The organism is Nonomuraea roseoviolacea subsp. carminata, assembly GCF_024172185.1.
In the GTDB taxonomy this organism is placed as follows: Bacteria; Actinomycetota; Actinomycetes; order Streptosporangiales; family Streptosporangiaceae; genus Nonomuraea; species Nonomuraea roseoviolacea.
Genome location: NZ_JAMZEC010000001.1, coordinates 4,297,169 through 4,319,685 on the forward strand (window position 1 = coordinate 4,297,169; position 22,517 = coordinate 4,319,685).

The window sequence follows — 22,517 nt, forward strand, 5'->3', positions numbered from 1 at the left end:
ACCACGACAGGCCGTGACCCCCACACCGCGGCAACCGGCCACGGTCCGCCACGCGGCCAGGCTCGCGGACGCCGCCCTCGCCGCGCTCACCGTGGTGGGCGTCATGACCGGCGTCCTGGCCGCCGAGGTGCACGAGTCACCCTGGGAGGGCCTGATCCAGCTCTCGTTGTTCCTGGGTGCGCTCATGTTCGTGCGGCGCCGCCTGCCCATGACGGTCCTCCTGCTGTCCATCGCGGCGATCTTCGTCTACCGCGCCGGCAGCCACTTCCAGGGCGGCTGGATCTGGCCCGCGTGGGCCGCGTACTTCAGCGCCGCCACGACCCGGCACGTGCGGTGGGTGGCGCTCGTCGGCGTCGCCCAGCTCGTTCACGCGACCGTCGACTTCTGGCCGGTCCTCGACAGGAACGTCGGCCGCTTCGTCATCCACATCGCGGGCGAGGGTCTGCTGCTGGTGCTCTTCATCACCGCAGGTCTGGCGTACGCGAGCGTCGCGCGCTGGCGGGAGCGGCTGCGGGAGAGCGACGGCCGCGCCCGCGACGCCGAGGAACGGCTGCGGGTCTCCCGCGAGGTGCACGACATCGTCGCCCACACCCTTGCGGTCGTCGGCGTTCAGCTCAACGTCGCCGCCGACGCGCTGCAGGAGGCCCCGGACGAGGCCGCCGCCGCGCTGCGCCTGGCGCAGAACGTCCGGAACCGCGCGATGGCCGACCTCGCCTCGCTCATCGGCGTCCTGCGCGACGGCCCCGGCGACACCGCTCCCCAGCCGGACCTGGCCGCACTGCACATGCTCGCCGCCGACGCCCGGGCCGCCGGTCTCGACGTGGTCCTCGACGAGCGCGGCGACCCCTCGGCGGTCCCGGCCGCGCCGGCCGTGGCCGTCCATCGCGTCGTCCAGGAGGCGCTGACCAACACGCTGAAGCACGCCGGGGCGTCCAAGGTCGAGGTGATCGTCGAGTACGGGGCCCGGTCCGTCACCGTCGAGATCAAGGACGACGGACGGGCCGGCCATGACGGCTCCGGGATCATGGAGAGGCACGGCCTCATCGGCATGCGGGAGCGGGTGAGCGCGCTCGGGGGCTCGCTCACCGTGGGCCCCGTACCGGACGGTTTCGCGGTGCGGGCGGAGATCCCCGTGGCAGGCTCGAAGGCATGACGATCAAGGTGCTGCTCGCCGACGACCAGGCGCTCGTCCGGGCCGGGTTCCGCAGCCTGCTGTCCCGTTCCCGGGACATCACGGTCGTCGGCGAGGCCGCCACCGGGGAGGAGGTGGTGGCGCTGGCGGCGAGCACCCGGCCCGACGTCGTCCTCATGGACATCCGCATGCCGGGCGGCGACGGCATCACCGCCACCCGGCGCATCCTCACCGGCCCCGCCGGGTCCGCCTGCCGGGTGGTCATCCTCACCACGTTCGACACCGACGAGCACGTCTTCGCCGCGCTGCGCGCCGGAGCCAGCGGCTTCCTCACCAAGGAGGTCGAGCCCGCCGAGCTGCGCCGCGCGGTCGCCGCCGTCGCGGCGGGCGACGCCCTGCTGTCCCCGGGCGTCACCCGCCGCGTGATCGAGCAGTTCGCCCACCGGCAGGACCCGGCTCCCGGCGACGGGCGGCGGCTGGCCGCCCTCACCGCGCGGGAACTGGAGGCGGTCCGGCTCGTGTCTCTCGGGCTGTCCAACGTCCAGATCGCCGAGCGCCTGGTCATCAGCCCGCTCACCGCCAAGACCCACATCACCAGGGCCATCGCCAAGCTCGGCGTGCGCGACCGGGTCCAGCTCGTCATCCTCGCGTACGAGAGCGGCCTGGTCCGGCCCTCGGGACGGGCCGGGCCGCCGCCCGTCTAGTGGTACTTGTAGAGCCGGTACATGCTCATCGCCACGCCGCCGAGGTAGTACTCCGCGCGGGCCGCGTCGAGGTGCACACCTGTGAGAGGGCCCGGGCCGAGGCCGGGGTGAGGCGGGTCGCCCCGCGCACCGGGTACTTCGTGGCGTCGCGGACCGTCTTCCAGTGGCTCGTCCTGACGTGGTGGCCGCCCTGGTGGACCGAGGCCCTCTCAGGAGTCACCGGGCTGTGCCTCGGTGGGACGTTCCGGGCGTTCCGGTGGTTCCGGGGGTGTCGTCCAGCGGATCTCGCCGTCCTGCCACACGTCCGTGGGGGAGAGGCCGGCTGAGGCGGCCACGGCGGCCGACGCCGCGTGGCCGGGGTGGATGTGCGCGACGACCGTACGCACCCCGGCCGCCCGCAGCCAGGCGACCAGCCCGCGCGCGGCCTCGGTGGCGACGCCGCGCCCCTGCCACGGGGTGCCGACCACCCACGCGACCTCGGCCGCGGCCCGCCGGTGCTCGACGGTGGCCTGTACGGTGCCGGCCAGGCGGCCCTCGCCGCGTACCCGGATCACCCAGTTGAGCCACGACACGGCCGGATCGGGCGACCCGGCGGCCAGGCGGGCGTAGCGGGCCCGCAGGGCGTCCTCGTCCAGCGGCGCGCCGCCGATGAACGCGTGCAGGGCCGGATCGGCGAGGACCACGGCCATCTCGGCGGCGTGCCCGACGTTCAGCGGGAGCAGATCGAACCGATCGGTCGCGATGGACGTGATCGTGAGGGGCGGCTCGCCTCCATCTACCTGGAGGCGGATCTTCCTGACTATTGTGATCTCCATCTTCCGGAGGGGGAAAGCGGTTGAAGGCGGACGGGCCCGAGGTTTCGCTGGGCAGCGGGTACGTGCTCCTGGACGAGATCGGCGCCGGCGGCATGGGCACCGTCTGGCGGGCGCGGCACCGGGACTCCGGCGAGATCGTGGCGGTCAAGCTGCTGCGTGACGGCCTCGCCGCCGACCAGGATCTCGTGCTGCGCTTCATCCAGGAACGTCAGGTGATGCGCACCTTAAGCCATCCCCACATTGTCACGGTCCGCGACTTCGTCGTCGAGGGCGAGCGCCTGGCCCTGGTGATGGACCTCGTCGAGGGCGGCGACCTGCGCGCGCTGATCCAGCGGCGCGGCACCCTGCCCCCGGCGGAGGCGGCGGCGCTGCTGGCGCAGATCGCCGGGGCGCTGGCCGCCGCGCACGAGATCGGCGTCGTCCACCGCGACGTCAAGCCGGGCAACGTCCTGCTCGACCGGGCCACCGGCCAGGTGCGGCTCACCGACTTCGGCGTGGCCCGCATCCTGCACGGTCCCGGTATCACCCAGACCAGTGCCGTCATCGGCACGCCCGTGTACCTGGCGCCCGAGGTGGCCGACGGCGACGCCGCGACGCCGGCCGTGGACGTGTACGCCCTCGGGCTGATTCTGTACGAGCTGCTCGCCGGGCGTCCGCCGTTCGTGGGGGAGCACCCGATGGTGCTGATCCGGCAGCACGCGATGGCCACGCCGCGGCGGCTGCCCGGGATGCCGGACCCGCTGTGGGCGATCGTCTCGGCGTGCGCGGCCAAGGACCCGGCCGCGCGTCCCGCCGCGGCGGCGGTCGTGGCGGCGCTGCGCGCGGCCGCGCCCGCGCTGGCGGGACTCGCGGCGCTGCCACCGGTCGCGCGGGGCGAGGCCCCGTCGGTCACGTCCGAGCCGCTGGGCCCGCAGATCCCGCCCGCGCCCCCAGCGCCTCAAGCGCCCGCACCGCCCGCGACCGCACCGTCCGCGACCGCACCGCCCGCGACCGCACGGCCTGCGACCGCACCGCCCGCCCCCGGCCCGTCCGTCCCGCCATCGCTCACGCCCACTCCGACCGGCCCGGCTCCGACCGGCCCGGCTCCGACCGGCCCGGCTCCGACCGGCCCGGCTCCGACCGGCCCGGCTCCGACCGGCCCGGCTCCGACCGGCCCCACCGCACCTTCTCCGAGGCGTTCGCGCAAGCGGGTGGTCGTGCTCTCGGCCGCCGGGGCGGCCCTGGCGGTCAGCGCCGCGGCCGTCGCCTACGTGGCCCCCTGGCGCTCACCCGGCACCGCGGCGGCCCAGAACGTCGCGACCCAGCCGCCGCTCGCCGTCCAGTCCACCCCCACGACGCCCGTCACCACCCCGGGGAAGAGCGCCGAGCGCAAGGGCGGCACGGCCCGGCAGGTGCGCGACAGCACCACCGCCGAGCCCGCCGACCCCCCGTCCACCCAGCCGAGGAAGAAGACCGCCACCCACGAGCCGGCCCCCGGGCCCACCAAGCGCGTCACCTCGCCCGAGCCGCACCCCACCGACGAGACGGACGACGTCAAGCCCGACGACGGCACGAAGACCGACACCACGGGCACGACGCCGGACTGGCGGTGCCGCTCCTGGGTCTCCGCGGGACCCGGCACCAGCGCGCTGATGTCGCCGTGCATCGCCGTGGTGGGCGACACGATCCTGATCAAGGGCAAGCTCAAGAAGGCCGCACCGGGCGAGTGGAACATCCACGTGCAGCTCTACAACACCGAGGCCGAGCACGTCTCCGCTCAGCCGTCCATCTGCAAGGACGTCCGGCCCGCGGCCAACGGCGTCGCCATGTGCGGCCCGTTCAGGCTGCACGTGGCCAAGGTCGGGCAACTTCAGGACGTGCGTCAGCGGTGGAAGGCCGCCGGCACACTCATGTGGGGCGGCGGCAAGGAGAGTCCCACCGTCACCTGGTAGCCGATACCCGGTGGCCACGACAGGGCGCAGGCTGGGATCATCGGGACATGTCCACGGCCTTCGCGATCATCTCCCTGCTGTTCAACGGGCTCATGGCCGGGCTCTTCTACGTCTTCTCGACCACGATCATGCCCGCCTTCGCCGCCATCGAGCCGGCTCAGGCCACGGCGGCCATGCGGAGCATCAACAGGACGATCCTCAACCCGCTGTTCCTGCCGGTCTTCCTGCTGGCGCCCGTGGCGTCGCTGGTGGCCGGGGTGCTCCTGCTCGTCGGCGGCGCATCCGCGGCGGGCGTCCTGTTCCTGGCGGCGGCGGCCGTCTACCTGCTCGGCACGCTGGCGACGACGGCGCTGCTCAACGTGCCGATGAACAACGCGCTGGAGGCGGGCGGCCTGGACTGGCCCGCGTACGCGCCGCGCTGGACGACGTGGAACCACGTGCGCAGCCTGTCGTGCGCCGCCGCCCTCGTGCTGGGGGGCGTGGCTCTCACCCTCGTCTAGGGCACGATCGGTACGGCTTCGAGGCGGCCGTACCGATCTCGTCTGTCGTCCAGGACCTACATGTTGATCATGTGGCCGGCCAGGCCGTGGATCGCCTCCTTGACCGCCTCGCCCAGGGTCGGGTGGGCGTGGACGTTGCGCGCGACCTCGTGCACCGTCAGGTCCCACTGCTGGGCCAGCGTCAGCTCCGGCAGCAGCTCCGTCACCTCGGGGCCGATGAGGTGGGCGCCGAGCAGCTCGCCGTACTTGCCGTCGCTGATGACCTTGACGAAGCCGTTGCTGTCGCCGAGGCCGTGGGCCTTGCCGTTGGCGGTGAAGGGGAACTTGGCCACCTTCACGTCGTAGCCCAGGTCGCGGGCCTGCGTCTCGGTGTAGCCGAAGCTGGCCACCTGCGGCTGGCAGTACGTCGCCCGGGGGATCATCACGTAGTCCAGCTCCATGGTCTCCGCGCCGCCGATGGTCTCGGCCGCGATGATGCCCATGGACTCGGCGGCGTGGGCCAGCATGAGCTTGGCCGTGACGTCGCCGATGGCGAAGATGTGCGGCACGCTCGTCCGGCAGCGGCCGTCGATCGCGATGGCGCCCCGGTCGGTGAGGGCCACGCCGGTCTTCTCCAGGCCGTAGCCGTCGACGCGCGGCTGGAAGCCGATCGCCTGCAGCACCTTGTCGGCCTCCAGCACCTGCTGCTGGCCGTCACGCGTCACGGTGACCTTGACGGAGGAGCCCGTGTCGTCGATGGAGTCCACGCGGGTGGAGGTGAGGACCTCGATGCCGAGCCGCTTGTAGCGCTTGGCCAGCTCCGCCGACACCTCCTCGTCCTCCAGCGGGACCATCCGGTCGAGGAACTCCACGATCGTCACCTTGACGCCGTAGTTGTGCAGCACGTACGCGAACTCCACGCCGATCGCGCCCGCGCCCGCGATGATGATGCTGCCCGGCAGCTCGCCGGTCATGATCTGCTCTTCGTACGTCACCACGCGCTCCGACAGCGACGTGCCGGGGATCAGCCGGGTGGTGGCGCCGGCGGCGATGATGCAGTGGTCGAACGTGATCGTCTCGCCGTTCACCTGGATCGAGTTGGGGTCCAGGAAGGTGCCGCGGCCGTCGTACTCCGTGATGGAGTTCTTCTTCATCAGGTAGTGGACGCCCTTGACCCGGCCGTCCGCCACCTTGCGGCTGCGCGTGAAGGCGGCCCCGTAGTCGAAGGTCACCTCGCCGCTGATGCCGAAGGTCTTGGCCTCCTTGGTGAAGATGTGAGCCAGCTCCGCGTTGCGCAGCAGCGCCTTGGAGGGGATGCAGCCCACGTTCAGGCAGACGCCACCCCAGTACTTCTCCTCGATGACCGCTGTGCGCAGCCCGAGCTGGGCGGCGCGGACCGCGGCCGTGTACCCTCCGGGACCCGCGCCGAGAACGACGACGTCATAGTGAGTGCTCATGAGTCGGACCATACCGTCCACCCAGGTCTACCCCTGACCCTCGCCCCTGCCCCAGTGAAACGCGGCCTGTGGGCGGCTTGGATCGTACCCATGAACGACTTCCCCGGCCGCTGGGCCGAAGGCGTCAGCCTGACCCTCGCGCCCGTCCTCATGCTCGCCGGCGTGCTGCTCCGCGTCGGGTACGACGGGTTCTTCCCCGCCCAGCTCGCCGCCTTCGCCGAGGCGCCCGTCCTGATGTCCGCCTCGTACGGGTGCTTCGCCCTGGGCAGCGCGCTGCTGTGGCCCGGCGTGCTCGGGCTGGTGCGCCGCTCGCCCGCCTCCCGGCTGGTGCTGTGGGGCGGGGTGATGGTGCTGTGCGGGCTGTTCGCCCGGGCCTTCCACGCCGGGGTGAGCCACCTGGCCCTCCAGCTCGTGGACGGCCAGGGCCTGGCCGCCGCGCAGCGGGCCGTGGCCGCCGCCTACGGCGCGTTCCACGTCTTCCAGGCGTTCAACGTGATGCTGTTCGCCGGGTGGGCGGTGCTGGCCGTCGCCCTGTGGCGGGCCGGGACGCTGGGGCCCGTGCGGAGCGTCGCCCTCGGGCTGATGTCGGCGCTGCCGATGGGGGTGCTCAAGGGGACCGGCCCGATGTCGCTCCTGGCCGTCGCCGGGCTGTGCGTGGCGCTGGTGCCGTACGGGGTGAAGGTCCTGCGCGAGGGGCCCGCGCCCCGGTGGTGGGCCGTCCCGCTGGCGCTGGCGGTCGGCGCGGGCGCCGTGGTCCTCGGCACCCTGGGCTGACGTCCGCGGCTAGACGTCCACCTTGTACGTCAGCGCCAGCTCGTCCGCCGGCACCCCGCGGATCCCCCAGTTGACCTTGGGCATCTCCACGATGGTGATCTCCACGTCCTCGGCCGGGTAGGGCAGCCGGTCGTAGAGCGCGCGGATGAGCGCCCGCTTGGCCTCGTCGCTGCGGCCGGTGAAGCAGAGCACCTCGATGATCAGGTAGCCGTCGCCGCGCTGGGGGCAGATCAGGTCGTCGGCGTCGAGCAGCAGGAACCGGTGGAACCTCTTGTCCTCGGGCAGCCCCCACGCCTCCACCAGGCAGGAGTGGACGAGATCCGACACCTCGCGCCGCCGCTCGGCCCACACGTCACGCCGCCCGTAGAGCTTCACCTGTGCCATGTGCGCCACTATAGGGAAATGATCCGGTTGCTGTTGGCCGACGACGAGGCCATGATCCGGGCCGGCGTGCGGGCCATCCTCGCCGCGGACCCGTCGCTCGACGTGGTGGCCGAGGCGGACGACGGCCGCGCGGCGGTCGACCTGGCCATCAGCCACCACCCGGACGTCGCCCTGCTGGACATCCGCATGCCCGTCCTCGACGGCCTGGCCGCCGCGGCCGAGATCCGCCGGGCGGCGCCGGGGACGGCCGTGGTGATGCTCACCACGTTCGGCGAGGACGACTACATCGCCCGGGCCATCGACGTGGGCGCCAGCGGCTTCCTGCTCAAGTCGGGGGACCCGCGCGAGCTGATCGCCGGCATCCACGCCGTCGCGGAGGGCGGCGCGTACCTGTCGCCGAGGGTGGCCCAGCGCGTCATCACGCAGCTCGCCGCCGGGCGGGTGTCGCGCGGCGCCGCGGCCCGCGACCGGGTCGCGGCGCTCACCGAGCGGGAGCGGGAGGTGCTCGCGCTGCTCGGCTCAGGCCTGTCCAACGCGGAGATCGCCAAGCGGCTGCACATCGTGGAGGGCACGGTGAAGGCGTACGTCAGCGCGATCCTCACCCGCCTGGACGTGCGCAATCGCGTACAGGCCGCGATCATCGCCCACGAGGCCGGCTTGGTAGCCTGACCCGTGATGTATCGCCTCGTGTTCACGCAGGTCTTGCGTCGTTTCGACGCCGAGGCCGTGCACCACCTCACTGTTCGCGCGCTCGCCCTGCTGTCGGCGCTGCCGCTGGTCAAGCGGCTGCTCCACAAGGCGCTCGCGCCCCACGACCCGGCACTGCGCGTCAGCGCGTTCGGCGTCCACTTCCCCGGCCCGCTCGGGCTCGCGGCCGGCTTCGACAAGGACGCCGCGTGCGCCGAGGGGGCCGCCGCGCTCGGCTTCGGCCACGTGGAGGTCGGCACGATCACCGCCCACGGCCAGCCCGGCAACCCGCGGCCCCGCCTGTTCCGGCTGGTGGGCGAGCGGGCGGTCGTCAACCGCATGGGCTTCAACAACGCCGGGGCCGCCGCCGCCGCGCGCCGCCTGCGCCGCGTACGCGGGGTGCCGGTGGTGGTCGGCGTCAACATCGGCAAGACCAAGGTGGTGCCGGAGTCCGGGGCGACGGCCGACTACGTCGCCAGTGCCAGGCAGCTCGCGCCGCTGGCCGACTACCTCGTCGTCAACGTCAGCTCGCCCAACACGCCGGGCCTGCGCGACCTGCAGGCCGTCTCGCTGCTGCGCCCGCTGCTCACTGCGGTCAAGGAGGTCGCCGACGGCACGCCCCGGCGTACCCCGCTGCTGGTGAAGATCGCCCCCGACCTCGCCGACGAGGACGTGGACGCGGTCGCCGACCTGGCCCTGGAGCTGGGGCTCGACGGCGTCATCGCGACCAACACCACCATCAGGCACGGCGGCGAGACCGGCGGGCTGTCGGGGCGCCCACTCAAGGCGCGCTCGCTGGAGGTGCTGCGGCGGCTGAGGGCCCGCGTGGGCGACCGCATCACGCTCGTCTCCGTCGGCGGCGTCGAGGACGTGGACGACGTGTGGGAGCGGCTGCTCGCCGGGGCCACGCTGGTGCAGGGCTACACCGGCTGGGTGTACGGCGGGCCGCTGTGGGCCGCCACGATCCACCGGCAGCTCTCGCGCCGGGTCCGCCGCCACGGCTTCACCTCGATCACCCAGGTCATCGGCCGTACCGCGCCGGAGAGCCGCACCGCCCCCGAGGCCCGCACCGCCCCCGAGGTCCGCACCGCTCCGGCGGCCCGCACCACGGGGGCCCCGTGATGAGGATCTCCCTGGCGGGCGGCGTCGTCCTGCGTCCGGTCGCCGAGGGCGACGCCCAGGCGCTCACCGACGCCTTCGTGCGCAACCGCGAGCACCTGCGCCCCTGGGACCCGCGCCGGCCCGAGACGTTCTTCACCCTGACCGGCCAGACCGAGCGGCTGGAGGCGCAGCTCCAGCAGTGCCGGGCCGGCCGGGTCATGCCGTGGGTGCTGGCCGACGGCGAGCGGATCGTCGGCTGCGTCAACCTCAACAGCATCGTGTACGGCGCCTTCGCCAGCGGCGCCCTCGGCTACTGGCTCGACGCCGGATACACCGGCCGCGGCCTGGCCACCGGCGCCGTCATGGAGGTCTGCCGCGACGCCGGCGAGCGGCTCGGCCTGCACCGGGTCGAGGCGGCCACGCTGCTGCACAACGTGGCCTCCCAGCGGGTGCTGGAGAAGGCCGGCTTCGAGGTGTACGGCGTCGCGCCCCGCTACATCCACATCGACGGCGAGTGGCGCGACCACCGCCTCTTCCAGCGCATCCTCAACGACCGCCCGCCCAGGCTCTGAGCCGCCCAAGCTCTGAGCCGCCCGGCTCGGCGGAGGGCCTACAGGCTGGGGCGGGTGGACTCCGCGTCGTGGGTCATGCTCTCCAGCCGGTCCATGACGTCGGCGACCCGCACGGCGCCCGCCCGGTACGGCCGGCGCCGCTGCCACGGCCGCGGCCCGGCCGGCGGCCGGTACTCCACACCGAGCGCGTCCAGCCGCCCGAGGTGCGCCCGGAGCCGGTCGGCGAAGTCCGGCCCCGCCTGGCCGCCCCACGTGACCTCGGCCAGGGCGCACGCCCGCGGCCAGATCCGGTAGTCCAGCGTGCGGGCGTCGGCGATCCGCTCGGTCCAGAGCTGGGCCTGCGCCCCGAGCACCCGCGAGCGCTCCTCGTCGGTCCACTCCGCCGGGGCCGGGACGAACGCCGCGACGTCCGCCACCGTGATCGTGTCGCCGATCGCCGCCGGCTCCTCCGGCGCGGCCGACTCCGCGTAGTCGAAGTAGAGCGGGAACACCGGCGTGGCCACCACGTCGTGGCCGGCCGCGGCGGCCCGGCGGCCGACGCCCATGCCGCGCCACGGCATGACCACGGTGTCGGGCCGCAGCTCGCCGCTGACGAACGCCTCGTCCCACACCACGGCCCGCGCGCCCCGCTCGGCCAGCGCGTCGGCCAGTCGCCGCAGGAACCACGCCTGGAGCGCCGGCATCGACTCCACCCCGAGCGACGCGCGGTAGGCGTCGATCTCGGCCGAGTCCGTCCAGTGGTCGAGCACCACCTCGTCGCCGCCGATGTGGACGAACGGGGTGGGCCCGAGGGCGCCGATCAGCTCGTCGAAGACCGTGGTCAGGAACTCGACCGTGGGCGGCAGGGGCGACAGGATCGCGGGGGAGATGCCCCAGCGGTCGAGCACGTCGTACCGCTCGCCGGTGGCGCCCAGCTCCGGATAGGCGGCCAGGACGGCCGAGGCGTGGCCGGGCACGTCGATCTCCGGCACGACCACCACCTCGCGGGCCCGCGCGTAGCCGGCGATCTCGGCCAGGTCGTCCAGCGTGTAGAAGCCGCCGTGCGGCACGTCCTCGTAGCGCTCCGGCTCGCCCCGCTGGTGGACCGCCGTGCGCGGCCGGTGCGAGGCCACCTCGTGCAGCAGCGGGTACGCCCGGCTCTCCACCCGCCAGCCCTGGTCGTCCACCAGGTGCAGGTGCAGCCGGTTCAGCTTGTGCGCCGCCATGAGGTCGACGAGACGCAGCACCTCGCGCTTGGGGAAGAAGTGCCGGGCCACGTCGAGGTGGAGCCCGCGCCAGCCGAACACCGGCTCGTCCTCGACCCGCACGCCCGGCACGCTCCACGCGCGGCCGTGCCCGGGGCCGGCGGGGGCGCGGTAGGAGGCGTCGGGCAGGAGCTGGTGGAGCGTCTGCGCCGCGTAGAAGGCCCCGGCCCGGCCGCCCGCCGTGATCTCCACCCCGCGCGAGCCGGTGACCAGCCGGTACGCCTCGGGCCCGAGGTCCGGGTCGAGCCGTACGTCGAGGTCACCGGAGTCGCCGGGCCGCAGGTCGAGCCCCGGCAGCGCCACGCGGACGGCGTCGGCCGCCTCGGCGGGGCCGGAGATGACGGACCCGGGGGTCAGCTCGCAGGAGCCGGACAGATGACGGACCAGGCGGGGGCGAGGGATCATGGTGTCAGATAGTGCTGCATGCCGTTCGCCAGCGCCAGGGCGACCCGCTGCCGGAACGCCGGGTCGCGGAACTTGGCCGCCTCGGCCGCGTTGCGCATGTTGCCGCACTCGATGAAGACCTTCGGCACGGTCGAGAGGTTGAGGCCGCCGAGGTCGGAGCGGAAGTCGAGCGCCTTGCTGCCGATGTAGGTGGAGTACGGCAGGCCGGTGCCCTGGTGGTAGGCGTCGCGGACCGCGAGGCCGAGCCGGCGCGAGTCGCCGACGACCGGGTCGACCGGGCCGTTGATCTTCTTCGGCATGATCACGTGGAAGCCGTGGTTGCCGGGCGCGGACCCGTCGCCGTGGATGGAGATGGCGGCGTCGGCCTTGGCGCGGTTGCCGATCGCGGCCCGCTGGGTGATGCAGGGGCCGACGCTGTTGTTGTCGGACCTGGTCAGCTTGACCGTGGCGCCCCGGCTCTTGAGGATCTTGGCCAGCCGGTTGGAGACGTCCCAGCTGAAGGCCGCCTCGGTGTAGCCGTCGTTGGTGGACGTGCCGGTGGTGTCGCACGCCTTCCACTGGGTCAGCACGTTGACCTTGCGGTTGACGGCCTTGGGGTCGCGGTAGTTGCCGCCGTTGTGGCCGGGGTCGATGACCACGACCTTGCCGGCCAGCGACCCGGCCCGGGGCGTGCCGGTGGCCCGGTCGCGCTTCGCCGCCCCGCCGGCACCCCGCCCGGCTCCCGGGTCCGCCGAAGGGGCGGGGGCCTGGGTGGCGACCTGCCCGGCCGGGACGCCGGCCGCGGAGCTCCCGGAGCCGGCGGGGCTCGCGGAGCCGCTCGCGCCGGCCGTGCCGCACGCGGTGACGATCAGGCCGCAGGCGGCGAGAAGGGTGACGGGAAGAGCACGCATGAACTCCAACCTACGTCACGGCGCGCCGTGGCCCCACGCGTTCCCCGAAGGCGGGAGGAAGCTCTCACCAGACGCGCTCGCCGGCCTCCTGGCGTTGCAGGAGGGCGGCCAGCTCCCGCGCGTCCTCGGCGTCGAGGCCGAGGACGACGCGGGGACGTCCCCACGGGTGGTCGAGGGAGTGGGCGACGTAGCTGGCCACGGACTCGGCGCCGGTGTCGCCGGCACGACCCCGGCTCGCCCGCCACTGCGCCCAGGCGCGTTCGAGCTCCGACGCGGCGCGCTGGGCGCAGGAAACCAGTTCTGGATCACGCATGACTGTCCCCCGGATCAGATTCGCGACCGCATCGTGTACGGCCGCGCATCGCATGACCCTGACGAGTAAACCTCCAGGCGGTGGGGTGTCCGTGTGTTGTTGACCGAGGTTTTGCCGCTCTCAGGCGGGGCCCGTGCTGCGCCGTACGACGAGTTCGGGGGTGACCTGGCGCAGCCGCGCGACCTTGGCGGGGTCTCCGATGCGGTCGCTCAGCAGGGCCGCCGCCGAGCGCCCCATGGCGCGGCGCGGCTGGTCGACGGAGGTGAGGGAGATGTGGCGCGAGGCGGACAGGTGGGTGTTGTCGTAGCCCACGACGGACAGGTCGCCCGGCACCCCGAGGCCGAGCTCGGCCGCGGCGGAGAGCGCGCCGAGCGCCACCGCGTCGGTGGCGGCGAAGATCGCCGTGGGCCTGGGGTCGCGGGTCAGCAGCGCGAGCGCGGCCTCGCGCCCGCCCTCCTCGGTCGACTCCGCGGCCTCGACCATGATGTACGGGGCGAGCGCGTGCCGGCGCATCGCCACGAGGTAGCCCTCGCAGCGGGTCGGCCGGGCGCCCTCGATGTGCGCGATCCGCTTGTGGCCGAGCTCGACCAGGTGGTCGATGGCCAGGCGGGCGCCGAGCTGGTCGTCGTCGACCACGATGTCGACGCCGCCGAGCTCGATGTCACGTTCCCCGACGACGACCGTCGGGGTGTAGGAGGTGGCCTCGATCAGCGTCTCGCTGGTCGGCGCGATGCCTAACAGCACCAGCCCGTCGACCCGCAGCTCCAGGAAGGCCTCCACGGCCTCGTCCTCGAACGCGGGATCCCACTGGCTGTTGCCGATGAGCATGCGCAGGCCGTCGCCGTGCAGGCTCTCCTGGAGGCCGTCGAGGACCTCGGCGTAGAACGGGTTGTGCAGGTCGGCGACGAGCGCGCCGACCAGGTGGGTACGGCCTTCGACCAGGCTGCGCGCGACCGCGTTCGGCCGGTAGCCGAGCTCGCGGGCGGCCTGGAGCACGGCCTGCCGCCGGTGCTCGCTGACGTGCGGTGAGCCCCGCAGCACGAGCGAGACCAGCGATTTCGAGACGCCGGCACGCTCGGCGACGTTGCGGATGGTGGGTCTTGGTCGAGGTATGTCCCGGAGGTCGTTGATGGTGGAAGCCTTGACGGGTGGTCCTGACATGTGTCTCCCCCGCGATGCGAAGATGGGCACCTGTCTCACCAAACGATCGAGTTCCCCGCAGGGTACGGCTTGGGGTTAGGGAAGCCTCATATTGACCATGGCGACAGTTGTCCGCTATGGCGCATCCGGTCGGATACCGCGCTGGTTGTACTGTTCTGCCTGTGACAGAGACGACGCGGCCGGCGCGGCGCAGGCTGACCGTCGACCGTCGCCGCGAGGAACTGATCGCGGCCGCCCTGGAGCTGTTCGGCGGGCGTGACGTCGAGCACGTCTCGATCGACGACGTCGCCTCGCGGGCGGGGGCCTCGCGGGCGCTGGTCTACCACTACTTCGGCGGCAAGCAGGAGCTGTACGTGGCCGCGTTGCGGAGCGCGGCGGAGCGCCTGGAGTCGCGGCTGGTGCCGCAGGGGGACGGCCGGCCGCTGGAGGACCTGGCCGCCGGGCTCGCGAGCTACTTCGACTTCGTGGAGCAGCACGCGGCGGGCTACGCGGCGCTGCTGCGCGGCGGCCCGGCCGGCCGCGCCGACGAGGTCGGCGAGATCGTGGACGGGGTGCGCCGGCGGTTGTTCCTGCTGGTCCAGAGGCAGATGCGGGTGACGGAGCCGAGCCCGGTGCTGCGGGCGACGCTGCGGTCGTGGATCGCCTCGGTGGAGACGGCGGGGCTCGACTGGCTCGAACACCGCGACATGGAACGCGCGGAGCTGGAGCGGCTGCTCGTGGAGCACATGACCGCCCTGCTGGGTGTCGCCGCACGCCATGACGGTGAGGCCGCCCGGCTCCTCCACGCGCTGATGGCAGGGTGACCCGTCACGGACCGTGATCCCGCGGGTCGCGGGGCGGGAAGAGTGGCGCCGGGCGGGCGGCGCCAACTTCCAGAAGCGACGTCCGTCGTCACAGTGGTGGACCGGGCCTCCGGCCAGGCCCACCCTTCAACCCCCCTGAGGTCCGTGACGACCTCGGCCTTACTCCGAGCGCTGCTGCGGAATGCCCGCCAGAAGCGCGCGGACCTCGGTCTCCCGGTAACGCCGGTGTCCTCCGAGGGTGCGGATCGACGTCAACTTGCCCGCCTTGGCCCACCGCGTGACGGTCTTGGGGTCGACCCTGAACATGGTCGCGACCTCGGCGGGCGTGAGCAGTGGCTCGGCCTCGGGTGTACGAGCTGACATTTGTGCGGCCTCTCCTCCGTGTGGACCGGCTCAGCGATCCTGTGACTGCCTGTGCGCGTGTCACGGATGTCCCCCTATGGCCCAAAGCGTGCGGCTTTTCTGGCCCATATGCGGCATCACCCGAAGTGACCATACCGCCACGCAGAGCGATTGGCGAGCCCTTCTTTGACCCAACTGCCCGCCCCCATGGCGATGTCACGCTCGGTGATTCTAGCGACACGTTTCGTGGTATCGCAGTGAAAACGGCAAACTGCTCAGTTCGCAGAAGCGAGCAGCCGCTAGTCATGACCTACTCATGCAGGTCAGACGGTTGTATTGGGGCTCAGTTGGCAGATTCCAGGAGTTGCATTGACTTCCAGCGCAGGATGACCCTCTGGTACATGGCGTAGGCAAGCTCTTCTTGACCCGTGTCCAGGCCCGTGAGGGCGGCCGACAGCTCCGCCACCGACTGGTCGGCCTGCAGCGCGTCGTCGTCCATGAGGTGCACCAGCCCGCCGTAGTCGAGCTCCACCAGCGAGTGCGGATGGAACTCCTCCAGCCAGCGCGCCACGTCCTCCACGTCCACGTGCGCCGCCACCTCGCCCAGGTGCCGCCGCAGCACCTGCAGGGCCCGGGCCGCGCGCCTGCGGGCCTGCGCCATCGAGGTGACGTAGATGAGGTTGCGCCCCGTGGCCGTCGTCACGTCCTGTCCGGGGGCCGCGCCGCCGAGCACCAGCCAGCGCTCGTTGCCGTCGAACGGCACGAACCACGACGACGGCACGTGCCACGCCGTGGTGCGGATGTGGGTGCGCAGGGCGGAGGAGCCGGCCGCGCGCTTGTACCGGTCGAAGTCGTCGGCCGTCTGGTCGGAGATCGCCTTGGGGACCAGCCGGTCCATCAGCTTGGCGGGGGTGGCGCCGCGCAGCCGTGAGAACGCCAGCCACGAGCGCAGCCGCGTCTGCCAAGGGCAGACATAGAGACGGTCCTCCACGCGCCGCAGATACGCGTTGGGGCTCTCCTGGGCGGGAACCGGGTGAGGGGGCCGGCCGAGCAGGCGCCTGATCGACTCGCCGTGCTCGGCGTTCAGGGCGTTCGCGCGGCGCGGACGGTCACGTGATTCGGCGTACTCGGCCCATGCCTTCCGCTCGTTCTCGGGGAAGGCGGTCAACGGCTCGTAGACACGGAGATACGCGGCATAGGGCAGCACGGAGGCATCGTGTCATGAAGACAACCTGCTTGCACCGTTGCGGCCACTACCCTGAGAGGTGATCTCCCGCCGCGAAGGAGCGGCGGACCGGACAGGGAGTCACTACCGTGACCGACGTCTTCGACCCGTCTCACAAGGACGCGCACGAGCAGGTCGTCTTCTGCGCCGACCCGCGCAGCGGCCTGCGCGCCATCATCGCCATCCACAGCACGGCCCTCGGCCCGGCCCTCGGCGGCACGAGGTTCTACCCGTACGAGAGCGAGCAGGCCGCGCTCGCCGACGTGCTCAATCTCTCCCGCGGCATGTCCTACAAGAACGCGCTGGCCGGGCTCGACCACGGCGGCGGCAAGGCCGTCATCATCGGCGACCCGTCGCGCGACAAGAGCGAGGCGCTGCTGCGCGCCTACGGCCGCTTCGTCGAGTCGCTCGGCGGGCGCTACATCACCGCCTGCGACGTCGGCACCTACAGCGAGGACATGGACGTCGCATCGAGGGAGTCGCGCTTCGTGACCGGGCGCACCCTCGCGCAGGGCGGCGCCGGCGACTCCTCCATCCTCACCGCCTTCGGCGTCTTCCAGGGCATGCGGGCCTCGGCCGAGCGGGTCTACGGCACGCCGTCGCTGCGCGGCCGGCGGGTCGGTATCGAGGGCGTCGGCAAGGTCGGCCACCGGCTGGTCGAGCTGCTGCGCGAGGACGGCGCCGACGTCGTGATCTGCGACGTGGACGAGCGCGCCGTGGAGCGGGTGCGGCTGCGGCACCCCGAGGTGGCCGTCGTGGCCGACGCCGACGCGCTGACCGGCGCCGACATCGACGTCTTCGCCCCGTGCGCGCTGGGCGGCGCCCTGGACGACGCCACCGTGGCGCGGCTGCGCGCGAAGATCGTCTGCGGGGCGGCCAACAACCAGCTCGCCCACGCCGGCGTCGAGAAGCAACTGGCCGAGCGCGGCATCCTGTACGCCCCCGACTATGTGGTCAACTCCGGCGGGGTGATCCAGGTGGCCGACGAGATCCGCGGTTTCGACATGGAACGGGCCAGGGCCAAGGCCGCCCAGATCTACGACACCACGCTCAAGATTTTCGCGATCGCGGGCGATGAGGGCGTCCCTCCGGCCGTCGCAGCCGATAGGCTAGCGGAGCGCAGAATGTCGGAAGTCGGGCGGATTCGGGCCATTTGGCTGGGCCACTGACGCCCCGCGCCCATACGACGTACCGAGCTGGGCACAAAACAGGTACGGTAATAGGCGAACGATAGGCTGACGCCCATAGTCAGGTGGCGTCAGCGTGTGGTGCGTTAGCGACGAGGGGTCGGGGACGACCCCACATGAGGGGGTCGAGCCAATGGGGCGCGGCCGAGCAAAGGCCAAGCAGGTCAAGGTTGCTCGCCAGCTGAAGTACAACAGCGGTGGCACAGATCTTGACCGTCTTCGCGACGAACTCGGGGTCGGAGACTCCAGCAACGACGACTCCGACGACCTCAACGACGAGCTCGCGGATCGCTATGCCGATTACGCCGACGACTACACGAGCGGTGACGACGACGACCGCTCCGGCCGCCGGTAGCCGCTCTTCTCGTTGACGCGGCCGCTCACCCGGCGAGATCTCTCCGCGCCGGGTGAGATGGCGTGTTCCATCGGCAGAGCCCCACGGACACCCGTCCGTGGGGCTTTCGTCGCGCCTCGGGCGCCCTCGCCACCCTTGTGCGTCCGGGAGCCGGGCCGCTCGGCGAGCGACCCGGCATCACGGGCGGCGGACGGGTCAGCGGTAGCGGGCCTGCCCGGAGCCGGCGACGACCTCGCCGAGCACCCACGCCGGCACCCCGCGACCGGTGAGCACCCGCACCGCCTCGTCGGCGGCCTCCGGGGCCACGATCGCGGCCATCCCGACGCCCAGGTTGAACGTCCGGTCCATGTCCTTCTGCTCGATGCCGCCGTGCCCGGCCAGCACCGAGAAGATCGCCGGGGGCGTCCACGACGACCGGTCGAGCAGCGCGTCGAGGTGACCGGGCAGCGAGCGCGCCAGGTTGCCCTCGACGCCGCCGCCCGTGATGTGCGCGTAGGCGTGCACCTCGACCGTCCGGGCCAGGGCCAGGCAGTCGAGCGAGTAGATCCGGGTCGGCTCCAGCAGCTCCTCGCCGAGCGGCCGGCCCAGCTCGGGCAGCTCCGCCTCCAGCGACAGCCCCGCCTCGCGCACCACGTGACGCACCAGCGAGTAGCCGTTGGAGTGGACACCCGAGGAGGCGAGCCCCAGCACCACGTCGCCCTCGCGCACCCGCTCGGGCCCGAGCATGGCCGACGCCTCCACGACACCCGTGCCGGCGCCCGCCAGGTCGTACTCGTCGGCCCCCATCGCCCCCGGGTGCTCGGCCGTCTCGCCGCCCACCAGCGCGGCGCCGGCCAGCCGGCAGCCCTCGGCGATGCCGCCGACGATCTCGGCGACCCGTTCGGGCACCACCTTGCCGCAGGCGATGTAGTCGGTCATGAACAACGGCTCGGCCCCGCACACCACCAGGTCGTCGAGGACCATGCCGACCAGGTCGATCCCGATCGTGTCGTGCTTGCCGTACCGCTGCGCGATCATGACCTTGGTACCCACGCCGTCGGTGGAGGTCGCCAGCAGCGGCCGCTCGTACTTCAGCAGCGCCGAGGCGTCGAACAGCCCGGCGAAGCCGCTCGCGTCGTCCACGACCTCGGGCCGGCGCGAGCGGGCCACCTTGTCCTTCATCAGCGCGACCGCGCGCTCGCCCGCCTCGATGTCGACGCCGGCGGCCTCGTAGCTCGTCACGCCTTGCTCTCCAGTACGTACTTGCCGACGTTGTCCTGGTCGATCGGGATCGGGTACGAGCCGTCGAAGCAGGCCCGGCAGAGCCGGTCGGCGGGGATCGTGGTGGCCCGGGTGAGCCCCTCCAGCGAGATGTAGCCGAGCGAGTCGGCGCCGAGCGAGGCCCGGATCTCCTCCACCGAGAGCGAGCCGGCGATCAGCTCGGCGCGGGTGGCGAAGTCGATGCCGTAGAAGCACGGCCACGACACCGGCGGCGAGGAGATGCGCACGTGCACCTCCTTGGCCCCGGCCTCGCGCAGCATCTTGACGATCGCGCGCTGGGTGTTGCCGCGCACGATCGAGTCGTCCACGACGACCAGGCGCTTGCCCTGCACCACCTCGCGCAGCGGGTTGAGCTTCAGGCGGATGCCGAGCTGGCGGATCGTCTGCGACGGCTGGATGAAGGTCCGGCCGACGTAGGAGTTCTTCACCAGGCCCTGGCCGTACGGGATGCCGCTGGCCTCGGCGTAGCCCACGGCGGCCGGCGTGCCGGACTCGGGCGTGGGGATGACCAGGTCGGCGTCCACGGGGTGCTCACGGGCCAGCACGCGGCCGATCTCGACCCGCGTCACCTGGACGCCCCGGCCGGCGATCGTGGTGTCGGGGCGGGCGAGGTAGACGTACTCGAACAGGCACCCCTTGGGCTCGGCCAGCGCGAAGCGGCGCGACCTGACGCCCTGCTCGTCGATCGTGAGCAGCTCGCCGGGCTCGATCTCCCGCACGAACGTGGCGCCCACGATGTCGAGGGCGGCCGTCTCGGAGGCGACCACCCAGCCACGCTCCAGGCGGCCGAGCACCAGCGGGCGGATGCCCTGCGGGTCGCGCGCCGCGTAGAGGGTGGCCTCGTCCATGAACACGAGTGAGTACGCGCCCTTGACCTGCGGCAGGAGCTCCGCGGCCGCGTCCTCGACGGACCTGCTGCGGTCCTGCGCGAGCAGCGCGGCCAGCACCTCGGTGTCGGTGGTGGCCCTGGTCACGCCCGGGTTGAGGCGCTGGGCCAGCTCCGGGGTGTTGATGAGGTTGCCGTTGTGGGCCAGCGCCAGCCCGCCGACCTCGGTGGAGCTCAGTGTCGGCTGCGCGTTCTCCCACACGCTGGAGCCGGTGGTGGAGTAGCGGCAGTGGCCGATCGCCAGGTGACCGCGCAGGGTGCCCAGCACGGACTCGTCGAAGACCTGGGCCACGAGGCCCATGTCCTTGTAGACGAGAATGCGGCTGCCCTCGCTGACCGCGATGCCCGCGGACTCCTGGCCGCGGTGCTGCAACGCGTACAGCCCGTAGTAGGTGAGTTTGGACACTTCCTCGCCTGGCGCCCACACGCCGAAGACGCCGCAGGCGTCCTTGGGAGCTCGATCGTCGGGGTCCAGGTCATGGCCGAGCCGGCCGTCGCCTTTCAGCACGTAGTTCAGTTTAGGTCGGTCGCTTCGCTGCTCGCACACCCGGGTGCGCATCGCGGCCACGGGAGGGGACACAGGGGGCGCTTGGCCGCATGGTGTCCCAAGGATGGACGGGGTTTTACCGTGTCACACCCTTTCTGGGCTGCTGCGCGCGTAAGGGTGAAGTGTTCGGCATGCAATACCCGTCGGGAGACGCAGACGTGACCACACCTGGGGATCCGAACCAGCCCCGTCCGGGGCGGGAGCCGCGCGAGGACCGTGAGGACGGCGACGACTACCTCGGCTCCGGCGGCCCTTCCGCGCCCGACGAGTCCGGCGGCGGGGCGCCGGCCGGTCCGGGGACCCCGGAGCCGCCGCTCGGTCCGGTGCCTCCGGTCGTGCCGCAGCCCGAGGGGCCGCGTCCGGGCGGTGAGCCGCGTCCCGCGCCGGCGCCGGAGCCCGGTGGTGAGCCGCCGGTGCATCCGCCGGGGCCCGACCAGCCCACCACGCCGGAGGTCCCCGACCCGACGCGGGTCCGGGGCGCAGGGGCGGGCGAGGAGGAGCCGGACGCGGAGAAGACGCAGGCGTACCCGGTGCCGGGCGGCACCCCGGCCTATCCCGGCTGGGAGGGCACGGCCGAGCCGCCTCCCACGCCGCCGGGCACCTCGGCCCCGTCCCGTTTCGAATCGCCGTCCGGCGGCCCCGAGGCCGCGCCCGGCGCCGAGGGGGGCGCGCCGTCGGGTCCGTACGCGGCCGGAGCCCCGTCGTCCGGTCCGTACGCGCCCGGCGCGCCCGGTGCGGCCGGGCCGGCCGGCGCGTACGGCGAGCCGGCCCCGCCCGGCACCTCGCCCTCCAGCCCGTACGGCGGGCCACCCGGAGGAGGCCCCTACGGCCCCATGCCGGGCCCGGGCGGGTACGCGCCTCCACCTGCCGGCGGCTACCCGCCCTCCTACCAGCCCTCCTACCAGAAGGCCCCGCCGGGCAGCGGCCTCGCCACGGCGTCGCTGGTGCTGGGCGTGGCCAGCCCGTTCCTCGTGTTCGTCTGCTTCGCCGGCGTGCTGACCGCGATCCTGTCGATCGTGTTCGGCGGGGTGGCGCTCAGCAGGGGCGTGGGCAAGGGCCGCGCCCTGGCCGGGATCGTGATCAGCGTCCTCGCGCTGATCCTGTTCACGATCGTGGCCATGTGGTTCTGGAGCGTGGTGCAGGACTGCGGCCGGTTGCCCGGGCAGCTCGCCGACCAGTGCTTCCGCAGCAGGTTCCCCTGGATCGACCGCCCCCGCTGAGAACCCGGCTCAGGCGAGGGGCAGGTGCGCGGACAGGTCCGCCCGTGAGCCGCTCGCCGCGATGACGCCCTCGGCCACGGCCTCGCTCCAGCTCCGGCGGCCGACGGCCAGCTCGATCCAGGTGCGGGGGCTCATCTCCACGACGTTCGGCGGGGTGCCGCGGGTGTGCCGGGGTCCCTCGATGACCTGCGCCGCCGCGTACGGCGGGATCCGCACCTCGACCGTGCGGCCGGGCGCGGTCGTGGCGAGCCGGTCGAGCAGGTGGCGCACGGCCTGCCGGGCGGCGTCGCGCTCGGGCTCCAGGCCCCGGTCGTAGGCGGTCAGCACGGCCTCGACCAGCGCGGCGGGCAGCGCGGCGGCGGGGCCGTCGTACGCGGGCTGGTCGAGGGCGACGAGCTGGGCGTCGAGCGCGGCCCTCAGCTTCGCGGGGTCCGGTCTGCGTGGTGGCACCCGCCCATTCTGCTCCGTCCGGCGAGGGGAGGAGCCCGGACAGGTGCCCGTTTCCTCCCTGGGAGCGTTCATCGTGCCGGAGGTTCCCGTTCACCTCTGGTTTCGACACCGGCCGTAGCGTCCTGGCCGAACTACCGTGCACACCTTTGGAGTCCCCGTGGCGAACCGGCACCTTCCGCTGCTTCCCAGCCCG

At 72.9% G+C, this 22,517-nt stretch carries 24 protein-coding genes; 12 read left to right on the top strand and 12 right to left on the bottom strand.

Translation table 11 applies throughout. The features are described 5' to 3' along the window. Positions 1-13 precede the first annotated feature (13 nt). A complete protein-coding gene (locus HD595_RS20130) occupies positions 14-1,153 on the top strand; it encodes a sensor histidine kinase (RefSeq protein ID WP_253771232.1) in 1,140 nt (379 codons plus the stop codon). After that, a complete protein-coding gene (locus tag HD595_RS20135) occupies positions 1,150-1,836 on the top strand; it encodes a response regulator (protein ID WP_253771234.1) in 687 nt (228 codons plus the stop codon). The genes HD595_RS20130 and HD595_RS20135 overlap by 4 nt, the downstream gene beginning before the upstream one ends. A 209-nt stretch (positions 1,837-2,045) precedes the next feature. Here HD595_RS20135 and HD595_RS20140 read toward each other — a convergent pair whose 3' ends face one another. Continuing rightward, positions 2,046-2,651, bottom strand: coding sequence for a GNAT family N-acetyltransferase (locus HD595_RS20140; RefSeq protein WP_253771236.1), 606 nt, complete (start codon positions 2,649-2,651; stop codon positions 2,046-2,048). A gap of 20 nt (positions 2,652-2,671) precedes the next feature. Here HD595_RS20140 and HD595_RS20145 point away from each other — a divergent pair, with 20 nt between their 5' ends. Then, a complete protein-coding gene (locus tag HD595_RS20145) occupies positions 2,672-4,582 on the top strand; it encodes a serine/threonine-protein kinase (RefSeq protein ID WP_253771238.1) in 1,911 nt (636 codons plus the stop codon). A 47-nt stretch (positions 4,583-4,629) separates the two neighbouring features. Beyond that, the gene (locus HD595_RS20150; RefSeq protein WP_253771240.1) at positions 4,630-5,082 is read left to right on the top strand and encodes an anthrone oxygenase family protein; all 453 of its coding nucleotides are present in this window, start codon (positions 4,630-4,632) and stop codon (positions 5,080-5,082) included. 56 nt (positions 5,083-5,138) lie between these two features. Here HD595_RS20150 and lpdA read toward each other — a convergent pair whose 3' ends face one another. Then, positions 5,139-6,518, bottom strand: coding sequence for a dihydrolipoyl dehydrogenase (gene lpdA / locus HD595_RS20155; RefSeq protein WP_253771243.1), 1,380 nt, complete (start codon positions 6,516-6,518; stop codon positions 5,139-5,141). A 90-nt stretch (positions 6,519-6,608) separates the two neighbouring features. Between lpdA and HD595_RS20160 the strand changes: the two genes are divergently transcribed. Then, positions 6,609-7,292, top strand: a complete 684-nt coding sequence (locus tag HD595_RS20160; protein ID WP_253771245.1) for a hypothetical protein — start codon at positions 6,609-6,611, stop codon at positions 7,290-7,292. A gap of 9 nt (positions 7,293-7,301) precedes the next feature. On the opposite strand, the gene HD595_RS20165 is transcribed toward HD595_RS20160, so the two are convergent. Continuing rightward, positions 7,302-7,676, bottom strand: a complete 375-nt coding sequence (locus HD595_RS20165; RefSeq protein WP_175589785.1) for a tautomerase family protein — start codon at positions 7,674-7,676, stop codon at positions 7,302-7,304. An 18-nt stretch (positions 7,677-7,694) separates the two neighbouring features. Here HD595_RS20165 and HD595_RS20170 point away from each other — a divergent pair, with 18 nt between their 5' ends. Genes HD595_RS20170 through HD595_RS20180 form a run of 3 tightly spaced genes read left to right on the top strand, consistent with a single transcriptional unit; the run spans position 7,695 to position 10,036 of the window. Beyond that, a complete protein-coding gene (locus HD595_RS20170) occupies positions 7,695-8,345 on the top strand; it encodes a response regulator (RefSeq protein WP_253771247.1) in 651 nt (216 codons plus the stop codon). A gap of 6 nt (positions 8,346-8,351) precedes the next feature. Next, positions 8,352-9,485 (top strand): quinone-dependent dihydroorotate dehydrogenase, encoded by a 1,134-nt coding sequence (locus tag HD595_RS20175; protein ID WP_253771249.1) that lies wholly within the window; start codon positions 8,352-8,354, stop codon positions 9,483-9,485. Then, positions 9,485-10,036 (top strand): GNAT family N-acetyltransferase, encoded by a 552-nt coding sequence (locus HD595_RS20180; RefSeq protein WP_253781242.1) that lies wholly within the window; start codon positions 9,485-9,487, stop codon positions 10,034-10,036. Before HD595_RS20175 ends, HD595_RS20180 begins: the two co-directional genes overlap by 1 nt. A 38-nt stretch (positions 10,037-10,074) precedes the next feature. Here the strand turns inward: HD595_RS20180 and HD595_RS20185 are convergent, their stop codons facing one another. The 4 genes from HD595_RS20185 to HD595_RS20200 form a co-directional block, all read right to left on the bottom strand. Next, positions 10,075-11,685 (bottom strand): beta-N-acetylhexosaminidase, encoded by a 1,611-nt coding sequence (locus HD595_RS20185; RefSeq protein WP_253771251.1) that lies wholly within the window; start codon positions 11,683-11,685, stop codon positions 10,075-10,077. Continuing rightward, positions 11,682-12,575: an N-acetylmuramoyl-L-alanine amidase gene (locus HD595_RS20190; RefSeq protein ID WP_253771253.1), complete on the bottom strand. Its 894-nt coding sequence runs from the start codon at positions 12,573-12,575 to the stop codon at positions 11,682-11,684. Before HD595_RS20190 ends, HD595_RS20185 begins: the two co-directional genes overlap by 4 nt. 64 nt (positions 12,576-12,639) lie before the next feature. Then, positions 12,640-12,888, bottom strand: coding sequence for a hypothetical protein (locus HD595_RS20195; protein WP_253771255.1), 249 nt, complete (start codon positions 12,886-12,888; stop codon positions 12,640-12,642). 120 nt (positions 12,889-13,008) lie between these two features. Further along, positions 13,009-14,049, bottom strand: coding sequence for a LacI family DNA-binding transcriptional regulator (locus tag HD595_RS20200; protein WP_253771257.1), 1,041 nt, complete (start codon positions 14,047-14,049; stop codon positions 13,009-13,011). A gap of 161 nt (positions 14,050-14,210) precedes the next feature. On the opposite strand from HD595_RS20200, the gene HD595_RS20205 reads away from it, so the two are divergent. Beyond that, positions 14,211-14,852, top strand: a complete 642-nt coding sequence (locus tag HD595_RS20205) for a TetR/AcrR family transcriptional regulator (protein WP_253771259.1) — start codon at positions 14,211-14,213, stop codon at positions 14,850-14,852. A gap of 159 nt (positions 14,853-15,011) precedes the next feature. Here the strand turns inward: HD595_RS20205 and bldC are convergent, their stop codons facing one another. Then, the gene (gene bldC, locus HD595_RS20210) at positions 15,012-15,215 is read right to left on the bottom strand and encodes a developmental transcriptional regulator BldC (RefSeq protein ID WP_013133571.1); all 204 of its coding nucleotides are present in this window, start codon (positions 15,213-15,215) and stop codon (positions 15,012-15,014) included. 322 nt (positions 15,216-15,537) lie between these two features. After that, entirely contained in the window at positions 15,538-16,401 is an 864-nt protein-coding gene (locus HD595_RS20215) for a DUF8083 family protein (protein ID WP_253771261.1), read from the bottom strand. A gap of 107 nt (positions 16,402-16,508) precedes the next feature. Between HD595_RS20215 and HD595_RS46805 the strand changes: the two genes are divergently transcribed. Further along, positions 16,509-17,588 carry a Leu/Phe/Val dehydrogenase gene (locus HD595_RS46805; protein ID WP_253771263.1) on the top strand — a complete coding sequence of 360 codons (1,080 nt, stop codon included), beginning with the start codon at positions 16,509-16,511 and terminating at the stop codon, positions 17,586-17,588. Positions 17,589-17,739: 151 nt separating this feature from the next. Then, positions 17,740-17,961 carry a DUF3073 domain-containing protein gene (locus HD595_RS20225; RefSeq protein WP_253771266.1) on the top strand — a complete coding sequence of 74 codons (222 nt, stop codon included), beginning with the start codon at positions 17,740-17,742 and terminating at the stop codon, positions 17,959-17,961. Between the two features lie 195 nt (positions 17,962-18,156). Here HD595_RS20225 and purM read toward each other — a convergent pair whose 3' ends face one another. Further along, on the bottom strand, positions 18,157-19,182 hold the full coding sequence (purM, locus tag HD595_RS20230; RefSeq protein WP_308211193.1) for a phosphoribosylformylglycinamidine cyclo-ligase: 1,026 nt from the start codon (positions 19,180-19,182) through the stop codon (positions 18,157-18,159). Then, positions 19,179-20,615, bottom strand: a complete 1,437-nt coding sequence (gene purF, locus HD595_RS20235) for an amidophosphoribosyltransferase (RefSeq protein ID WP_253771268.1) — start codon at positions 20,613-20,615, stop codon at positions 19,179-19,181. The genes purM and purF overlap by 4 nt, the downstream gene beginning before the upstream one ends. 197 nt (positions 20,616-20,812) lie before the next feature. Here purF and HD595_RS20240 point away from each other — a divergent pair, with 197 nt between their 5' ends. After that, complete coding sequence (locus HD595_RS20240; RefSeq protein ID WP_253771271.1) at positions 20,813-21,874, top strand: hypothetical protein; 1,062 nt, start codon at positions 20,813-20,815, stop codon at positions 21,872-21,874. 9 nt (positions 21,875-21,883) lie between these two features. On the opposite strand, the gene HD595_RS20245 is transcribed toward HD595_RS20240, so the two are convergent. After that, a complete protein-coding gene (locus HD595_RS20245; RefSeq protein ID WP_253771273.1) occupies positions 21,884-22,324 on the bottom strand; it encodes a sterol carrier family protein in 441 nt (146 codons plus the stop codon). Positions 22,325-22,517: the final 193 nt, after the last annotated feature.

What these genes read in the sequence shown, in the direction of transcription:
- HD595_RS20135 (WP_253771234.1), top strand. Translation starts at nt 1,150, where the DNA reads ATGACGATCAAGGTGCTGCTCGCCGACGACCAGGCGCTCGTCCGGGCC.
- HD595_RS20140 (WP_253771236.1), bottom strand. Translation starts at nt 2,651, where the DNA reads ATGGAGATCACAATAGTCAGGAAGATCCGCCTCCAGGTAGATGGAGGC.
- HD595_RS20150 (WP_253771240.1), top strand. Translation starts at nt 4,630, where the DNA reads ATGTCCACGGCCTTCGCGATCATCTCCCTGCTGTTCAACGGGCTCATG.
- lpdA (WP_253771243.1), bottom strand. Translation starts at nt 6,518, where the DNA reads ATGAGCACTCACTATGACGTCGTCGTTCTCGGCGCGGGTCCCGGAGGG.
- HD595_RS20160 (WP_253771245.1), top strand. Translation starts at nt 6,609, where the DNA reads ATGAACGACTTCCCCGGCCGCTGGGCCGAAGGCGTCAGCCTGACCCTC.
- HD595_RS20165 (WP_175589785.1), bottom strand. Translation starts at nt 7,676, where the DNA reads ATGGCACAGGTGAAGCTCTACGGGCGGCGTGACGTGTGGGCCGAGCGG.
- HD595_RS20170 (WP_253771247.1), top strand. Translation starts at nt 7,695, where the DNA reads ATGATCCGGTTGCTGTTGGCCGACGACGAGGCCATGATCCGGGCCGGC.
- HD595_RS20175 (WP_253771249.1), top strand. Translation starts at nt 8,352, where the DNA reads ATGTATCGCCTCGTGTTCACGCAGGTCTTGCGTCGTTTCGACGCCGAG.
- HD595_RS20180 (WP_253781242.1), top strand. Translation starts at nt 9,485, where the DNA reads ATGAGGATCTCCCTGGCGGGCGGCGTCGTCCTGCGTCCGGTCGCCGAG.
- HD595_RS20185 (WP_253771251.1), bottom strand. Translation starts at nt 11,685, where the DNA reads ATGATCCCTCGCCCCCGCCTGGTCCGTCATCTGTCCGGCTCCTGCGAG.
- HD595_RS20190 (WP_253771253.1), bottom strand. Translation starts at nt 12,575, where the DNA reads ATGCGTGCTCTTCCCGTCACCCTTCTCGCCGCCTGCGGCCTGATCGTC.
- HD595_RS20195 (WP_253771255.1), bottom strand. Translation starts at nt 12,888, where the DNA reads ATGCGTGATCCAGAACTGGTTTCCTGCGCCCAGCGCGCCGCGTCGGAG.
- HD595_RS20200 (WP_253771257.1), bottom strand. Translation starts at nt 14,049, where the DNA reads ATGTCAGGACCACCCGTCAAGGCTTCCACCATCAACGACCTCCGGGAC.
- bldC (WP_013133571.1), bottom strand. Translation starts at nt 15,215, where the DNA reads ATGTCAGCTCGTACACCCGAGGCCGAGCCACTGCTCACGCCCGCCGAG.
- HD595_RS20225 (WP_253771266.1), top strand. Translation starts at nt 17,740, where the DNA reads ATGGGGCGCGGCCGAGCAAAGGCCAAGCAGGTCAAGGTTGCTCGCCAG.